Origin of the sequence: Xanthomonas euvesicatoria (assembly GCF_013112235.1) — a bacterium.
Lineage (GTDB): Bacteria > Pseudomonadota > Gammaproteobacteria > Xanthomonadales > Xanthomonadaceae > Xanthomonas > Xanthomonas euvesicatoria.
In genome coordinates, this window is sequence record NZ_JABFFS010000001.1 from 4,153,234 (window position 1) to 4,169,495 (window position 16,262).

Annotated in this window: 15 protein-coding genes; 1 reads left to right on the forward strand and 14 read right to left on the reverse strand. The window is 66.5% G+C overall.

Translation table 11 applies throughout. The annotated features are described in order from the left end of the window. Positions 1–104: 104 nt before the first annotated feature. The 10 genes from HLH45_RS17870 to trpB all read right to left on the reverse strand — a co-directional run bounded on the left by HLH45_RS17870 (position 105) and on the right by trpB (position 10,662). Positions 105–533, reverse strand: a complete 429-nt coding sequence (locus HLH45_RS17870; protein ID WP_008570964.1) for a group I truncated hemoglobin — start codon at positions 531–533, stop codon at positions 105–107. Beyond that, the gene (locus HLH45_RS17875; protein ID WP_008570963.1) at positions 533–1,405 is read right to left on the reverse strand and encodes a DUF3034 family protein; all 873 of its coding nucleotides are present in this window, start codon (positions 1,403–1,405) and stop codon (positions 533–535) included. Before HLH45_RS17875 ends, HLH45_RS17870 begins: the two co-directional genes overlap by 1 nt. Continuing rightward, on the reverse strand, positions 1,402–3,768 hold the full coding sequence (locus HLH45_RS17880; protein WP_033478363.1) for a putative bifunctional diguanylate cyclase/phosphodiesterase: 2,367 nt from the start codon (positions 3,766–3,768) through the stop codon (positions 1,402–1,404). Before HLH45_RS17880 ends, HLH45_RS17875 begins: the two co-directional genes overlap by 4 nt. Beyond that, complete coding sequence (locus HLH45_RS17885) at positions 3,765–4,448, reverse strand: methylamine utilization protein (protein WP_008570960.1); 684 nt, start codon at positions 4,446–4,448, stop codon at positions 3,765–3,767. Before HLH45_RS17885 ends, HLH45_RS17880 begins: the two co-directional genes overlap by 4 nt. Before the next feature lie 188 nt (positions 4,449–4,636). Beyond that, a complete protein-coding gene (locus tag HLH45_RS17890) occupies positions 4,637–5,575 on the reverse strand; it encodes an isopenicillin N synthase family dioxygenase (protein ID WP_008570959.1) in 939 nt (312 codons plus the stop codon). Between the two features lie 122 nt (positions 5,576–5,697). Then, positions 5,698–7,047: a phosphoglucosamine mutase gene (gene glmM / locus HLH45_RS17895; protein WP_008570958.1), complete on the reverse strand. Its 1,350-nt coding sequence runs from the start codon at positions 7,045–7,047 to the stop codon at positions 5,698–5,700. Further along, the gene (gene accD / locus HLH45_RS17900) at positions 7,044–7,931 is read right to left on the reverse strand and encodes an acetyl-CoA carboxylase, carboxyltransferase subunit beta (protein WP_008570957.1); all 888 of its coding nucleotides are present in this window, start codon (positions 7,929–7,931) and stop codon (positions 7,044–7,046) included. Before accD ends, glmM begins: the two co-directional genes overlap by 4 nt. A 240-nt stretch (positions 7,932–8,171) precedes the next feature. Then, complete coding sequence (gene trpA, locus HLH45_RS17905; RefSeq protein ID WP_008570956.1) at positions 8,172–8,978, reverse strand: tryptophan synthase subunit alpha; 807 nt, start codon at positions 8,976–8,978, stop codon at positions 8,172–8,174. A gap of 43 nt (positions 8,979–9,021) precedes the next feature. Continuing rightward, a complete protein-coding gene (locus HLH45_RS17910; protein ID WP_008570955.1) occupies positions 9,022–9,402 on the reverse strand; it encodes a hypothetical protein in 381 nt (126 codons plus the stop codon). A gap of 42 nt (positions 9,403–9,444) precedes the next feature. Next, entirely contained in the window at positions 9,445–10,662 is a 1,218-nt protein-coding gene (trpB, locus tag HLH45_RS17915; protein ID WP_005914297.1) for a tryptophan synthase subunit beta, read from the reverse strand. Positions 10,663–10,767: 105 nt separating this feature from the next. Between trpB and HLH45_RS17920 the strand changes: the two genes are divergently transcribed. Further along, positions 10,768–11,694, forward strand: coding sequence for a LysR family transcriptional regulator (locus HLH45_RS17920; RefSeq protein ID WP_008570954.1), 927 nt, complete (start codon positions 10,768–10,770; stop codon positions 11,692–11,694). 191 nt (positions 11,695–11,885) lie between these two features. On the opposite strand, the gene HLH45_RS17925 is transcribed toward HLH45_RS17920, so the two are convergent. From HLH45_RS17925 to HLH45_RS17940, 4 genes are all read right to left on the reverse strand, one after another. Further along, positions 11,886–12,554 (reverse strand): phosphoribosylanthranilate isomerase, encoded by a 669-nt coding sequence (locus HLH45_RS17925; protein ID WP_008570953.1) that lies wholly within the window; start codon positions 12,552–12,554, stop codon positions 11,886–11,888. Then, on the reverse strand, positions 12,551–13,324 hold the full coding sequence (gene truA / locus HLH45_RS17930; protein WP_008570951.1) for a tRNA pseudouridine(38-40) synthase TruA: 774 nt from the start codon (positions 13,322–13,324) through the stop codon (positions 12,551–12,553). Before truA ends, HLH45_RS17925 begins: the two co-directional genes overlap by 4 nt. A 162-nt stretch (positions 13,325–13,486) precedes the next feature. Continuing rightward, positions 13,487–13,894 (reverse strand): VOC family protein, encoded by a 408-nt coding sequence (locus tag HLH45_RS17935; RefSeq protein WP_008570950.1) that lies wholly within the window; start codon positions 13,892–13,894, stop codon positions 13,487–13,489. Further along, entirely contained in the window at positions 13,891–15,846 is a 1,956-nt protein-coding gene (locus tag HLH45_RS17940; RefSeq protein ID WP_443980425.1) for a type IV pilus assembly protein FimV, read from the reverse strand. The genes HLH45_RS17935 and HLH45_RS17940 overlap by 4 nt, the downstream gene beginning before the upstream one ends. Positions 15,847–16,262: the final 416 nt, after the last annotated feature.

A 16,262-nucleotide genomic window follows, 5' to 3' on the forward strand; every position in this document is an offset into this window, starting at 1 on the left:
AAGCGCATGTATCGAGCATCAGATGATTTGGATGCACGCGCATGCCAGCGCAAGTCGGCATCAGCTCACGCACCTTCCCGCCAACGCTAAACCACCCGCTTGCTTCAGTGATTGACGATCTCGCCGTGCATGGCCGCCAGACGCGCCAGCAGGCGGTTTTGCGTGCGACGCGGAATCTTGCGCTGATCCATGGCCCAGTTCAGATCCTCGACCAGGGCATTGAAGTCGCCTTCGCGGATGGCCAGGTGCGCGTGCGCCTGCTGCATCGATTTGGCGGTGTCCGGGCATGGGCCGTCGGCGACATGGCAGAACTTCTGCACCAGGCGCTCGTTGAGCATGACGATATTGACGCGCGCGAATTTATCGACGATGCGTGGATCGTCGGCGATGCGCGAGAGCATGGTTTCCACCAGCGCTTCGATGCCGGCCTGCCCGCCGAGTTCGTCGTACAGCGTCTGCCGCGATTGCGTGCTGGCGCAGGCGCTCGTCAGGCCCAGCACGCAGAGCAGCGACCAGCGCAGCCATCGGTTCATCAGAACGCCACCTGCAAGGAGAGATAAGGGCCGCGCTGATCGGCAAGCGTGGCGATGTCGCCAAGATCGGCGAATGCAGCGGTCAACGAGACATGCTTACTCGGGAACCAGGCAACGAATGCATCTGCCCACGCTTGCTCGCGCGCAAAGCCGAGGTTATTGGGTTTGTCGCGATATTCCACACCCACTGCCCAGGACGGCGACAGCACGACGGCGGCGCTGACCTCCGGAACCAGGCGATAGCTGTTGCGGCGATCGCCGCCGAAGCCGAGCAAGCCGGCCTGGTTGGCGCGGGTAGCGCGCAAGGTGCCGTTGAGCAGCAGCTGATATCCAGCAGCGCCCTGCAGCAACAGGCGGCTTGCGCTGACATAGATGTCGGTGCCGTGATCGTCGCGCGCACCGATCGCCAACGGCAAGGTGCCGTTGCGCAGGCGTTTGTACTGCACGCCCAGGCTGACTTGTGGCGCATGTCCGTACACAAGGTCGCCGGCCACGCGCACCTTGGCACCGAACACGTCCTGGCCAAGCGCATTCCATGGCAAGCCGAGCCGGTCCTGCAAGGTGCCCAGATCCAGGCGCTGGCGGGCAAGCGACAGTTCCAGCCGATTGCCGACCGTGAGCGCGGCGCCCTGCACGTCGAGACGGTAATCGCCGCTGTCGACGTGGGTTGCGAACGCGACGGTGCCAAGCTCGTCGCGCGTGCCGTACCCGGACAACGTGGCCCACGGCACGATGCCGCCGCCGCTACTGCCTTCGATCATCGACACGCCGCCGGTGGCGAGCAGGCGCCCGTCACCGGCCAGGGCATGCAGCGGCGCGAACACGCCGGCCACCGCAGCAGCAACAAGCGCAACACGCAGATGCCCGCTCATCGCTGCACTCCTGCATGCGCTGGCGTGGTCATGCCGAGTTGGCGCATGCACCAAGCCACCAGCGGCGCTTCTTCCAGCGGTGGCGAATACAGATAGCCCTGCACCATGTCGCAGCCGTAGCCGCGCAGCAACGCGAGGGCCGCGGTGTTCTCGACGCCTTCGGCAATCACACTCAGCCCTAGGTTGTGCCCCAGATCGATCGTGCTGCGCACGATGAAGGCATCGTCGGTGCCTTCGGCCAACTGCATGACGAAACTCTTGTCGATCTTCAATTCGTTCACCGGCATGCGCTTGAGTTGTGCCAACGAGGAATAGCCGGTACCGAAGTCGTCGATGGACAGGCGCACGCCGACACTGCGCAACTGATGCAGCATGTGCAGCGCGAATTCGACATCGCGCATCAGGGCACTTTCGGTCAATTCCAGTGTGACCGACTGCGCTGGCACGGCATGATGCTCCAGGCAGCCGCGGACGAAGTCGGGCAATCCGGGATCGGACAGATCCAGTGCCGACAGGTTGATGGCCATGCCCAGTTCCAGCCCTTGCTTGCGCCATTGCGCCTGGCAGCGCAGAGCTTGGTCCAGCACGAAGCGGGTGAGCGGATGGATCACGCCGGAGTGTTCGGCAAGCGGGATGAATTCGTCCGGGCCGATCGGCCCTAGCACCGGGTGATGCCAGCGCACCAGCACTTCGACCTGTTCGACATGATCGGTGCGCAGACAAATCTTGGGCTGGAAGCGCAAGGTGAGTTCGTTGGCGCCGATGGCCTGACGCAGATCGCCGGTGAGGCGCAAACGCCGCAAATGCTGTTCGTCCTGGCCCATGCGGTAGACGCTGGCGCCGAAGGCGGCCGTCGTACCGACCTGCCGCCGTGCAATGTCGGCCCGGCGCAACAAGGTGTCGGGGTCGGCGCCGTGCTCGGGAATCAAGGCGATGCCGATGCTGGCTTCGAGCTGGATGCGCGCCTGCGGCAACACCAGCGGGCGGCGCAACTGCAGCAGCAGGCGCTGCGCATCCTGCTGCACGCTGGCCGCATCGGCTTGCGCCACCACCACCATGAATTCATCGCTTCCCAGCCGGCCCACCAGGTTGGGCTCCTGCACGACCTCCACCAACCGACGCCCGGCTTCCACCAATACCTGGTCGGCGAAGTCGTGGCCCAGGCTGTCGTTGAGTTCCTTGAAGCGCTCCAGATCCAGGATCAGCACCGCGGCGGTGCCACCGGATGCCACGGTCTGATCCACCACGTCCTTCAAGCGCTCCAGCAACCAGATCCGGTTAGGCAACCCAGTCAGGGCGTCATGGCGGGCCTGATGCAGGATGTGCTGTTCGCGGCTGGCGATCTGGTGCTGCATGCGCCCGAAACTGTCGGCCAGTTCAGCGAGTTCGCGGCCTGGCGGCACCTGCACGGCGGTGCGGTAATCGCCGCGCTGAATGCGCCGCGCGGCCTGCACCAGTTGCGCCACCGGTTTGCTCACGCTGCGCGCAAGAAAAATCGCCACGCCCAGTGCAGCGACCGTGGCCAAGCCTGCCAGCAGCAGGATCCGCAGCTTGAGGATGCGGTACGGCGCCACGGCGCGATCCAGCGATGCCTGCAAGGCCACCCGCACCTGGCTGTCGCCCTGGATCGATTGCAGCCTGACCAGATAACGCGACTCATCCAGCGTCAGCGGGATCGATGCAGCCTGCACCTTCTCGGCCAGGGGCAGCTGCTGCGCGAATTGGGCGCGCGCCGAGGGCTCCAGGGTGGAGGCCAGCACGCGCACCGGCGGGCCATCGGTAAAGAAGGTCGCATCCAGCCCGGTGGTGGTGCGGAAATCCTGCGCCAGGCCATCGCCGGATTCGTTGCCGATCCCAATCCAGCCGACCCGGTTCGGCGCCAGCACCTGCACCACCGCCAACCGCACGATGTGCTGATTCAGCGCCACCACACCGACCGCGCGTCCATCGCGCTGCGCTTGCTGCAGCAAGGCCTGCACCGCACGCAATTGTTCGGCTTGCGGCACGTCGGCCAGGCCGGTCAAGAATTGGCCATCGGGCGACAGCAAGAGCGCGGTTTGCGCCGACATGCGCGCGGCGTGGTTACGCAAGGCCGACTGCATGGTCGGCACATCGCCGCTTGCAACGGCCGCACGAAACCCGAAATCGTCGGCCAGCACCGACGCCGACTGCAGCAGCTGTTCGTCGCGGCGCACGTTGATGCGTTGCCAGACCCGCTGCCCGATCTCCAGCTCTTCGCCAAGTTGCGCCTTGACGCTGCGCTCGGTCGCCACCTGAACGGCAAGGAAGGTCAGCGCCTGGGTGGCAAGCACGACCAGCACGAGCAAGGCCGCGATGCGGGTATGCAGGCGCATCGACCTCATGGGCGCGGCTTCTTCGGGTCGGCGTTACGGAACTTGTCCTGCAGGGCGCGCACGCGCGCATCCGGTGGCGCCACGGCCGGCGCGGCGCCGGTGGTCTGCAGGGTCACGCGGCGCTGTACTGGTTCGCGTGCGATCACCAACGGCTCGCTGCTGGCCGCGCCCTTGATGCGCGGGTGCCAGACCCGCAGCGTGTAATTGCCCGCAGGCGCCTCCAGCTGGGCGCGGCCATCGCTGCCGGTCTTGCCGAAATACGGCGTGTCCAGCACCACGATGTACCCCAGCATCCAATCGTGGATGTTGCAGCCGATGGTGACCAGACCCGCCTGGTCGAAACGCACCGACGTTGCGGTGGTGCCTTGAAACAGCGGCAGCTCGAAGCGCTTGGCCGGAGAGAACGAATACACCTGGTGGCGAATCTGATCGTTGTTCGGAAAGCGCACCAGGGTGCCGGTGCGCACTGCGAGCACGGCAGGCACGAACTGCGAATTGACCTGATCCATCTCCGCAGTCTTGGCCGCGGCTGGCGGAGCCGGCCGCGCCGGCTCCAGGCTCACGACCGCATCGACCAGCACGCCGCCGGCATCGGCGACGGTCACATTGACCGCTGTCGCCGACACCGATCCTGCGCCGGCACAGGCCGCCAGCACCGACACGACACCCAGCCATTTGATCCATCGCATGCGCACGCCCCCAGCCCTGTGCAATCGGCAGCGGGCGCCAGGCGAGTCCGACGTCGCGCTAGCGATTAGCCTCGGTTATCGGCCCGAGTGAACGCAAACTTTAACCAGACGCGAGCGGAATCTTCTGAACAGAAGTGCGGCACCGGTCACCGGTGGTGTTGCGAGCGCGGCTGTTGCGCAGGCGCAGATCACTTCAGCTTGATCTCGCGCAGACGCTCTTCCAGGAAGCCATGCGCCGTGATCGGCTCCGGATAACGGCTGGGATTGTCGGCACTGATGCACGAGGGCAGCACGTCGATGAGGAAATCCGGATTGGGATGCAGGAAGAACGGCACCGAATAGCGCGGCTGGCGCGCCTGCTCTCCGGGCGGATTGACCACGCGGTGGATGGTGGACGGATATACATGGTTGGTCAGGCGCTGCAGCATGTCGCCGATGTTGACCACGATGGTGTCGGCGTCGGCAGTGAACGGCACCCACTCGCCATCGTGGGAACGCACTTCCAGGCCGGCGGCACTGGCACCCACCAGCAAGGTGATGAAATTGATATCGCCATGCGCACCGGCACGCACGTTGGGAATGTCGTCGCTGGTGATCGGCGGGTAATGGATCGGCCGCAGGATCGAATTGCCGTTGTTGGTCTTGTCGACGAAGTAGTCCTGCGGCAGGCCGATATGCAGCGCCAGCGCCGACAGCACGCGCGAACCCAATTGATCGAGCTGCTGGTACAGCTGGTAGCCGCGCTCACGGAAGCCCGGCACTTCGCTGGGCCACAGGTTCGGCGGCATCACTGCGCGGTACGGCGAATCGTCCGGAATCTCGCGGCCGATGTGCCAGAACTCCTTCAGGTCGAAGTGCTTGGAATCCTTGGCGGTTTCCACGCCGAACGCGGTGTAGCCGCGCGCGCCACCGCTGCCTTCCACGTGATAACGGCGCTTGGTCGCTTCGGGCAACACGAAGAACGCCTTGAACACGTCGTAGGCGGCGTCGATGTCGGCCTGGGCGATGCCGTGGTTGCGGATGCCGGCAAATCCCCACTGCCGATAAGCCGCTCCGAGCTCGGCGACGAAGGCGTCGCGATCGGTGTCGAAACGGGTGATGTCCAGCGTGGGGATGCGCGCGCTCATACGGATGTCTGCAGTCAAGGTCGAAAGGTCCAGAGAAACCTGCTGATCAGATCAGCAGGCGATACAACAGGTAAAACGTGGCGGCCTTGGCGATGACCACGCACACGCCAATGACGATCGACTCACGCCGCGTCACGCACTGCACCCGAGAGCCGGTCGAGCGTGTCCTGCATCAGGCCGGCGTCGTCAGCTTCCACGGTCACCCGTACCACCGGTTCGGTGCCCGACGGGCGCAGGAACGCGCGGCCGCGCCCTTGCACGGCGGCCTGCGCCTGCTGCAATGCCTGCTGCACGTGGACCGCTTCCACAATGGCCTTGGCGGTGCCGCCATCCAGGCGCACGTTGACGGTCTTCTGCGGCACCTTGCTCAGGCTGGCCAGCGCCTCGCGCAGGCTCTGCCCATCGCGGCCCAGCGCTTCGAGCACCTGCAGCGCACTGACGATGCCATCGCCAGTGCTGGCACGGTCCAGGCACAACAGGTGACCGGACGTTTCGCCGCCCAACGTGCCGCCGCCTTCGACCAGGGCCTGATGCACGTAGCGGTCGCCGACCTTGGCGCGCTGGAACGGGATGTGCAGTGCAGCCAATGCCTGTTCCAGACCGTAGTTGGTCATCAAGGTGCCGACCACGGTACCCGTCAGCCGGCCGCTGGCCTGCCACGAGCGGGCCAGCACATACAGCAGATCGTCGCCATCGACCAGGTTGCCCTGGTCATCGGCCATCAGCACGCGGTCGCCGTCGCCATCGAAGGCGATGCCCAGATGCGCCCCGCACTCGCGTACCTTGGCGGCGAGATTGTCGATATGGGTCGAGCCCACGCCGGCGTTGATGTTGAGCCCGTCCGGCGCGGCGCCGATGACCACCACTTCGGCGCCCAGCTCGCGGAACAGCATGGGTGCGATGTGATAGGTGGCGCCATGCGCGCAATCCAGCACCATCTTCAGCCCGTGCAGGGTGAAACCGCGCGCCACGCTGGCCTTGCAGAATTCGATATAGCGGCCGATCGCGTCACGGGTGCGGATGGCCTTGCCCAATCGCTCCGATTCCACCGTGTGGAACGGCTCGTCCAACGCCGCTTCGATCGCCGCTTCGGTGGCGTCGTCGAGCTTCTCGCCTTCGGCGGAGAAGAACTTGATGCCGTTGTCGTAATGCGGATTGTGCGAGGCACTGATCACCACCCCCGCATCTGCGCGCAGCGTGCTGGTCAAAAAGGCGATGGCCGGGGTCGGCATCGGCCCGATCAGCTGCACGTCGGCTCCGGCGGCAACCAGGCCTGCTTCCAGCGCCGCTTCGAACATGTAGCCGGAAATGCGGGTGTCCTTGCCGATCAGCACCAATGGCCGCTTGCTGCGGCCCTGGGTCAGTACACGGCCAAGCGCATTGCCCAGGCGCAGCACGAAATCGGCCGAGATCACACCCTGCCCGACCCGGCCGCGGATGCCGTCGGTGCCGAAGTACTTGCGTGCGCTCATGCGGCGTCGGCGTCTTGCGGATGCGGCTGCCGCATCATCATCGCGGTGAGCTCGGCGATGCGGTCGCGCAGCTGGCGGCGGTCGCAGATCTGGTCGATGGCGCCGTGGTCGAGCAGGAACTCCGAGCGCTGGAAACCTTCCGGCAGCGTTTCGCGCACGGTCTGTTCGATCACGCGCGGGCCGGCAAAGCCGATCAGCGCATGCGGCTCGGCGATGTTGATATCGCCGAGCATCGCGAACGAGGCCGACACGCCACCGGTGGTGGGATGGGTGAGCACCGAGATATACGGCAGGCCGGCTTCGCGCAGGCGGCCGAGCGCGGCCGAGGTCTTGGCCATCTGCATCAGCGAGAACAGGCCTTCCTGCATGCGTGCGCCGCCGCTGGCGGAAAAGCACACGAACGGGCAGCCCACTTCCAGCGCCACTTCGGCCGCACGCGCAAAGCGCTCGCCGACCACCGACCCCATCGAGCCGCCCATGAAGGCGAAATCGAACGCAGCGGCGACCAGCGGATTGCCCTTGAGGGTGCCGCGCATGGCGATCAGCGCGTCGTATTCGCCGCTGGCCTTCTGGCTGGCCTTGATGCGCTCGCCGTAGCGCTTCTGGTCCTTGAACTTGAGCGCGTCGACCGGCCCGAGCTGAGCGGCGATTTCAGTGGTGGCGGTGTCCGGGTCGAACAGCGAATTCAGGCGCGCGCGGGCGCGGATGGCCATGTGGTGATCGCATTTCGGGCACACCTCGAGGTTTTCTTCGAGCTCCGGGCCGTACAGCGCGCTCCCGCAATTGCTGCACTTTTCCCACAGGCCCTCGGGGACACTGCGCTTCTTGGCCGGGGTGTTTTCGGTGCGGATGCCGGAGGGCATCAATTTGCTGAGCCAGCTCATGCGTGTATGACAATCCATGCAGGGCGGCCTGGCGGGCCGCAGAGGGGCGACAGTCTAACGCGCCGTGGGAATGCCAAGGTAGCCGGGGTCATGAATGCGGGATCTGGCGCAGAGACTTGCGGGCTTGGGCGGCGTGATGTCTCTGCGCAGGATGGCGCGATGCGGCGCAATGGATTGGCTGCACGTGGCTGCGCCCGCCCCCTCGCCCCACTCCCTAGCGCTGAGAGAGACGTTCGGTTCTCATTTCTGGTCGAGCGCCTGGCGCAACGGGGCCAGGAACGCTTCGGCGCGCTCACGGGCGCTGCGGACCTCGCCTGCGTCCGCCAATGCGGCGACCAGGGCACTGCCCACCACCACGCCGTCGGCATCCACGGCCATGGCAGCGGCGCTGGCCGCATCCTTGATGCCGAAGCCGGCCACCACCGGCGCGCCGGCACGCTGGCGCAGCTGGCGCAGGCGATCGCTGGCGGCATGGGTGTCGAGCAGATTGGAGGCGCCGGTGACGCCGGCAAAGCTGACGTAGTACAGATAGCCCTGCGCGGTGCTGCACAACATGTCCAGGCGCTGCTCGCTGGTGGTGGGCGAGGCCAGTGCGATCAGCGCCAGGCCGACCTCGGTGAAGATGGCGCGCGTTTCGCCGGCTTCTTCCGGCGGCAGGTCGACCAGCAGCACACCATCCACGCCCGCGGCGACCGCGGCTTCGGCGAAGCGTCGCGTGCCATGGATCTCGATCGGGTTGAGGTAGCCCATCAACACCACCGGGGTGGTGGCATCTTCGCGGCGGAACTCGTGCACCGCTTCGAGCACATACGCCAGGCCGGCACCGCGGCCCAGCGCGCGCTCGGAGCTGCGCTGGATGGTGGGACCGTCGGCCATGGGGTCGGAGAACGGCACCCCCAGCTCGATCACATCGGCACCGGCGCGCACCAGCGCGTGCATCACCGGCACGGTGGCTTCCAACGATGGGTCGCCGGCGGTGATGAAGGGGATCAGTGCCTTGCGCCCATTGGCACGCAGCTCGGCGAAGCAGGAATCGATACGACGCATGAAATCACTCGAACAAGGGAGGAAGGCCAGCTGCCATCTAACCTCAGGTGGCAAAGAAATACCGCATCAGCGCAAAGCACAGCGCAAACAGGTAGCCGTAGGAAAATCGATCGATGCGCAGCACCGGGTCGCCGCGACGCGCACGCCACGCACCAAGCGCGGCCATCAGCCCACCAGCGACCAGCGGCGCGATCAGCAGCGCTGCCAGTCGAGACCCAAAGGTCGCAGTGAGGTGCTGCGGCAGCAGCCAGAGACTGACACCGCCAAGTAACGCGCCCAGGATTGCGTAGCCCACTGCCGCCAGCCAGGGCGAGGGCCTGCGCTCGAACGACTCGGCGACAGAGTGCAGGCCAACTTCGATCAGCAGCTCGGCCAAGGCCTGCAGGAGCACCTCGGCCACCAACTGGAGCATTCCTTCGAGCATCGCCGCGTCCCTGCGTCCGGATAGCGTCAGCCGCCACCACTTTTAAAGAGCGATCCCCTCGCGCGCTGCGATGGTATGCACATCCTTATCGCCACGCCCGGACAGATTGCACAACACCAGCGCATCCCTGGGCAGCTCGCGCGCAAGCTTGATCGACTGCGCCACCGCATGGCTGGACTCGAGCGCGGCAAGAATGCCTTCGGTATGCGCCAGCAGATGGAAGGCGGCCATCGCCTCGTCGTCGGTGATGCCCTGGTACACCGCGCGACCGCTGTCGGACAGGAACGAATGCTCCGGGCCCACACCCGGGTAATCCAGGCCGGCGGAAATCGAATGGGTCTCGGTGATCTGGCCGTCATCGTCGCAGATCACGTAGGTGCGGTTGCCGTGCAGCACGCCCGGGCGACCTGCGGCGATGGAGGCGGCGTGGCGGCCGGTGGCGATGCCATCGCCGGCCGCTTCGGCGCCATAGATCTTGACGCCCGGATCATTGAGGAAGGCATGGAACAAACCGATCGCATTGCTGCCGCCACCCACGCAGGCACTGATCGCATCCGGCAGCCGACCATAGTCCTGCAGCATCTGTTCGCGCGCCTCGCGACCGACAATCGCATTGAAGTCGCGCACCATGCGCGGGTATGGGTCCGGGCCAGCCACGGTGCCGATGATGTAGAAGGTGTCGCGCACGTTGGTCACCCAGTCGCGCATGGCTTCGTTGAGCGCGTCCTTGAGCGTGGCCGAGCCGGAAGTCACCGGGATCACCGTGGCGCCGAGCAGCTTCATGCGGTAGACGTTGATCTTTTGCCGCTCGATGTCGGTGGCGCCCATGTAGACCACGCATTCCAGGCCCAGGCGTGCCGCCACGGTGGCACTGGCGACGCCGTGCTGGCCGGCGCCGGTCTCGGCGATGATGCGGGTCTTGCCCATGCGGCTGGCCAACAGCGCCTGGCCGATGGTGTTGTTGATCTTGTGCGCGCCGGTGTGGTTCAGGTCTTCGCGCTTGAGCAGGATCTGCGCCCCACCCACTTCACGGCTGAGCCGCTCGGCGTGGTAGATCGGGCTGGGCCGGCCGACGTAATGCTTGAGGTCCTTGTCGTATTCGGCAATGAAACTCGGGTCCTGCCGCGCCTGATCGTAAGCGGCGGACAATTCCTGCAGTGGGCCGATCAAGGTTTCGGCGACGAAACGGCCACCGAACTTGCCGAAGTGACCGGCAGCATCCGGATAGGCGTAAAAGTCACTGATGGGCTGGGCCGACATGGGAATCCTCTGCAGCGATGCGTCATACGAGAGGCGTCACTCTAGCGCAGCCGCGGCGCGCGATAAATCGATAAGATTGCCGCAACCTGTGAGCTGGAATCACATATGAGCGCCTTGCTTCCTCCATTGGCGGCGCTGCGTGCGTTCGAAGCTGCCGCGCGCCTGCAGAGCATCAGCCGTGCTGCGCAGGAATTGCACGTGACCCATGGCGCCATCAGCCGGCACGTGCGTTCGCTGGAACAGGCGTTGGGCGCGGCGCTGTTTGCGCGCCAGGGCCGCGGCCTCGTGCTGACCGCGGCGGGCGTTCGGCTTCGCGATGCCACCGGCGAAGGCTTTGGCGTGATTGGTCAGGCCTGGGCGGCATTACAACGCCCGGCCGCCGAAGCGCCGCTGGTGCTGGGGTGTTCGGGCAGCTTGCTGGCGCGCTGGGTGATTCCGCGCCTGGGACTGCTGCAGCAAGAGCTGCCTGACGTGCGCCTGCATCTGTCGGCCAGCGAACAGCCACCTGGCCCGGACCTGGACGGCCTGGATGCCGCCCTGCTGCTGGACACCCCGCCCTGGCCCAGCGAGTGGCAGGTGCACACCCTCGGCGTGGAGTGGATTGGGCCGGTGCTGAGTCCTCAGCTCGCATCGACCTTGCAGATCGAGGGGAGCAACCCGGCCGCGCTCGGCGATCACGCGCTGCTGCACACCCGCTCGCGCCCGCAAGCCTGGCCGGAATGGGCCCAGGCGCACGGGCTGGCACCCGAGGGGCTGCGCTTCGGCACCGAATTCGAACACCTGGTGTATCTGCTGGAAGCCGCTGCTGCTGGTCTTGGGATCGCGATTGCGCCGCAGCCGTTGGTCGCCGCGGACCTGGCAGCCGGGCGCCTGCTGGCGCCATGGGGCTTCACCGCCACGCACGGCCGCTGGGTCTTATGCGCGGCCAAGCGCAACCCCGATCCACGCATCGAGCGGCTGGCCGGCTGGCTAGGCAAAGCGCTGGCGACAGACCAGCACACCTCTTCAACCCTGCAGGCAGCGGAGAACTGAGCAGCCATCGCGCGCGATCACCCCATGAGCACTTCGCCAGCTGCTGGCGCATCGCGAACACGTGCAAGCGAAAAGGCGCAAGGATCAGGCGACTGTCCAGTGGATCCTGACGCAGCGGTGTTGCAGGCAAGAAGCAGCGCTTGAGATGCCTCGGCATAGCCGCTGCCACGAATCCCGAACCCCAATCACCCTCACGACATGTCGTGACAATCCGCCCGCCGCACTTCCTCGACGAACTTGCGCATCTTGTGGCCGTCCTTGATGCCGGGCGCCAACTCCACGCCACTGGAAACGTCCACGCCCCAAGGCAACGTGGCCACGATGGCGTCGAACACGTTGTCGGCGTTGATGCCACCGGCCAGCAGAAACGGACGATGCAAGCCGGTGGGCAAGCGCGACCAGTCGAAGGTCTTGCCGGTGCCGCCGCCCGCGCCGGGCGCATGGCTGTCGAACAGAAAGCCAGCGGTATTGGGATACGACAACTGCAGCGTGCGCGCGTTGGCGTCCTCGCCATTCACGCCGCTGCTGCCCATCGGCACCGCCTTGAGATACGGCAGGTTGAAGCTACGGCAGAACGCGTCGTCTTCCTCGCCGTGGAACTGCAACAAGGTCGGGCGCACGGTGCGCACCACTTCGCGCACTTCTTCCTTGGAATTGTTGCGGAACAACGCCACCACATCGACCATCGGCGCAGTGGCCTGGCGCATCGCGCGCGCCTCGGCCGGCGCCACGCGCCGTGGGCTGCCATGCGCAAAGATGAAACCTACCGCGTCCACACCCAGCTCGCCGGCCAGCCGGATATCGCCGGCGCGGGTCATGCCACAAAACTTGATACGGGTGCGGTACAGCGATCGATTCATTGGGTCACCTCAGCAGGCAGATGCCACTCTGCAGGATACAGAGGTCCGATAAATACCAGACCTTGTGGCGGCGCTGTCGGGCCGGCCACAGTGCGGTCGCGTCCGGCGAGCAACGTCGCGATCCAGTCGGCCGGCTGCTCGCCGGTACCGACCAAAATCAGCGAACCCACAATATTCCGCACCATGTGATGAAGGAATGCATTGGCCTGGACCTGCACCTCCACCACCTCGCCGATACGCTGCACGTGGATGGCCTGCAGGTGACGGCGCGCGTGCAAGGCCTGACATTGCACGCTGCGGAACGCGCTGAAATCGTTCTCGCCCAATAAGGCCTGCGCCGCCGCATGCATGGCATCGGCATCGAGCGGGCGACGCTCCCAGCTCAGGGTCTGCCGATACAGGGCTGGGCGAATCTGCCGATTGAGCAGGCGATAGCGGTAACGACGCGCGCGTGCGGAAAAGCGCGCGTGGAAGTCATCGGCTGCCGGCACGCACCAGCGCACGGCGATCGACGGCGGCAGGCGCGCAGTGGTGCCCAGCATCCAGCCACGCGGCTCGCGGCGTGCGTCGCTATCGAAATGCACCACCTGGCATTCGCCATGCACGCCCGCGTCGGTGCGCCCGGCGCAGACCACCTGCACCGGCGCATCGGCGACCGACGACAAGGCCGCCTGCAGGCTGGCCTGCACGCTCGGCCCGCCATGCTCGCCCAACTGCTGCCAGCCCTGGAACTCGCTGCCGTCGTATTCCACGCCCAGCGCGTAACGCATCGGTACCTGCCCTATGAGTGAATCGATGAAATCGGCGCGCCGGTCATGCCGCCGCCATCGCAGGCGATTGCCAGCACAGCCCCGTCGCTGCAAAAAAGGTGAAGTTTACGAGCCGCATTGGCTGGTGCCGAGCCGCGGGACGCGCGTGCGACCAGCGCGCAGTCAGTCGTCGGACGCGACGCTGCGCTCGGACCACACGGCCAACGTGGTGCCGCCGGGCTCGCGGAAATGAAACCGACTGCCGCCCGGAAAGCCGAAGACCGGTTTGACGATCACCCCGCCTGCGTCACGCACGCGCTCGATCACCGGGGCCAACGCATCGGCATACAACACCACAAGCGGCCCACCCTCGTCCGGCGCCGGCGCGGCTGCACGGTAGAAGCCGCCGTCCAGGCGTCCATCGTTGAAGGCCAGGTAATCCGGACCGTAGGCCTGGAATTGCCAACCGAACACCGCTTCGAAGAACGCACGGCTGGCATCCGGATCGATGGAGGCGAACTCCACATAGTCGATCCGGCGCTCGCGTGCGTCACTTTCCTGCGCAGTAAGGCGATCGATCGCCGGGCTCATGCCAGGCGTTCCAGCAGCTCGGCGGCTTCGGCGCGCGTGGCGTCGTCGCCGGTGGCGGCAACTTCCAGCAGCAGGCCGCGCGCGGTGTCCTTGTCGCCCAGGTCCATGTAAGCCACCGCCAGTTCCAGGCGATCGCGCCCGGCCGAGGCGACGTCACGGCTGGCCGAGGGGCTGGGCGCAGCGCTCGGCGCCGCAGGCGGACGCTCGAAATCCAGGCTGTCTTGCGTGGCCGCCGCTACCGGGGAAGCCGTAGACGGGACATCACCGATCGTGGGTGCGACATCTGCGTGACTCGCTTCCACGGCCTCGAACGCTGGGTGCGGCGGAGCCTGCACCTCGTCGACGGGGGCGCTGTCCTGCGGCGGCGTTGCCACCACCGGCGGTGCGGCCCGCAGCGCACGCCAATCGTCGCTGTTGACCGCCATGGGCGCAGCAGCCGGCTCGGACGGCAGCGGCTCGCGACGCAGCACGTCCGACAATGGTTGCTGCGCGTCATGGGCGCGCTCTTCGTCGCGCAGATCGGCCTGCTCGAATTCGGTCTCGTGCACCACATCGCGCTCGCTGGGCTCAGTGGCTTGCGTCGCCTCTTGCGGCTCGGCGGCCTGCACCGGCGCGCCAGGCAGGACGAAGTCGAACTGCCGACGCGGCAACGGCGGCAGCGGCGAGGGTTTGCGACGGCGCGCGGCCAGCCACGCCACCACGGCCGCGACGATCAACACCAGCCCGCCGATCAACCACAGCGGAAAACCGCCACCCTGTTGTGCGGCCGCCGGGGTTTCCGACAGGCGCTTCTGTGCAGCCGCCAGGTCGCTGTCCTTCATGGCGATCAGCGCTTGCTGTTGCTGCTTGAGCTTTTCCAGATCCGCCACGCGGGTCCGCAGGTCCTGCAATTCCGCATCGCGGGTGGCGATGTCTTCCTTGGCCTGTTGCAACTGTTGATTGGCCGCCATCTCGCCCTCGCCTTCGGCACTGGTGCCGGACGTGACGCCGGCCTTGTTGGTCTGACTCGCCACTGCAGGGGCGATTTCGAGCCGCGCGCCGTTGCCAGCCGCTGCGGCAGGTGTGGCGGGCGGCGGCGTTGCGGCAGCGGCGGCGCCGGCCTCGGCCGGTTGCGGCACCGCCGATCGCGCCTGCCGCCACTGGGCGGCCTGCTCGCGCACCATGACCGCCGCTTCGGCCGCACCGACCTGGGCAAGCGCGTCTTCCTGCGGCGTGCGCAGCACCGCGCCCTGCTTCAGGCGATTGATGTTGCCGTTGATGAAGGCGTCCGGATTGGTGCGCAGCAACGCCAGCATGGTCTGGTCCAGCGAGTGCCCGCTGGAACGCGCCACCGCCGCGGCGATCTCCGACAAGGTCTGGCCCGCGCGCACGGCCGGCAACGTGTCGCCGGCCTGCGTCGCAGACGCAGCAGACGCACTGCCAGCTGCACGCGCAGCCGGTTCGGCCCTGGCGTTGTCCTGCGCGGCGGGCGCGGCGACCGGCGCCGGCTCGCGTGCAATCGCATTGCTGGAACCGGCACGCGGCGCTTCGATGGCCGGCTCGGCGATGGCGGCCGCGGTGTTGGGCGCATCGACCAAGGCGGAATATTCGCGCACCAGCCGGCCCTGGCCCCACTCCACCTCGATCAGGAAGTTGATCGCCGGCTGGTCCACCGCCTGGCTGCTGGTCACGCGGATCACCGCACGCCCGCGTGCGTCCTGCGCGAACTGGAACTGCAGATTGCTGACCAGCCCTTGCGGGCGCTCCAGGCCGACGCGCGCAAACGTGGTGGCCGATGCCAATGCCACGCGCGCGTTGTCCAGTTCGCCCGGCTCGTTGGAGATGACCGGAATCTCGGCCACCAGCGGTTGCCCGGGCTTGGACAGCACCCGGATATCGCCCAGTCCCAACGCCATTGCAGCGCCGCTGCAGGCCATCAGCAGCAACGCACCTATCCCTTGTATCGGACGCATCGCGCCCCCGCCCCTATGTTTCATGGGCATCAATATAGCCGCTGGATGAGCGAAAAAGTCGGCGCCGTGATGCAGAGCCCTGTGCCAGCGACACTGCCGCAGTGCGGCATGCATGCGTGGCCAATGCAAACCGGCAAGTGCTGATGGGCGCTCTCACTGCGCGAGGTCTCAAGCGCGCAACGGCCTGTCGGCAGATTGCGTGGTGCAAAGTCACGCGCTGCGGGATGCCATGACATGGCGCCAATGGCGTGTCGCCTGAGCAGGCACGGAGTGTGTGCGAGCGGCTGGCGACAGGTCTGCGCACTGCAAGCTGCAAGTTCCTCCAATGCCACATGAGGCGATACGCGCACGTGCGCATGCCCGCAGACGCGCGATGGGTAGCGCGCCTGCAGGTGGAATTCGGTTGAGGTGGAATT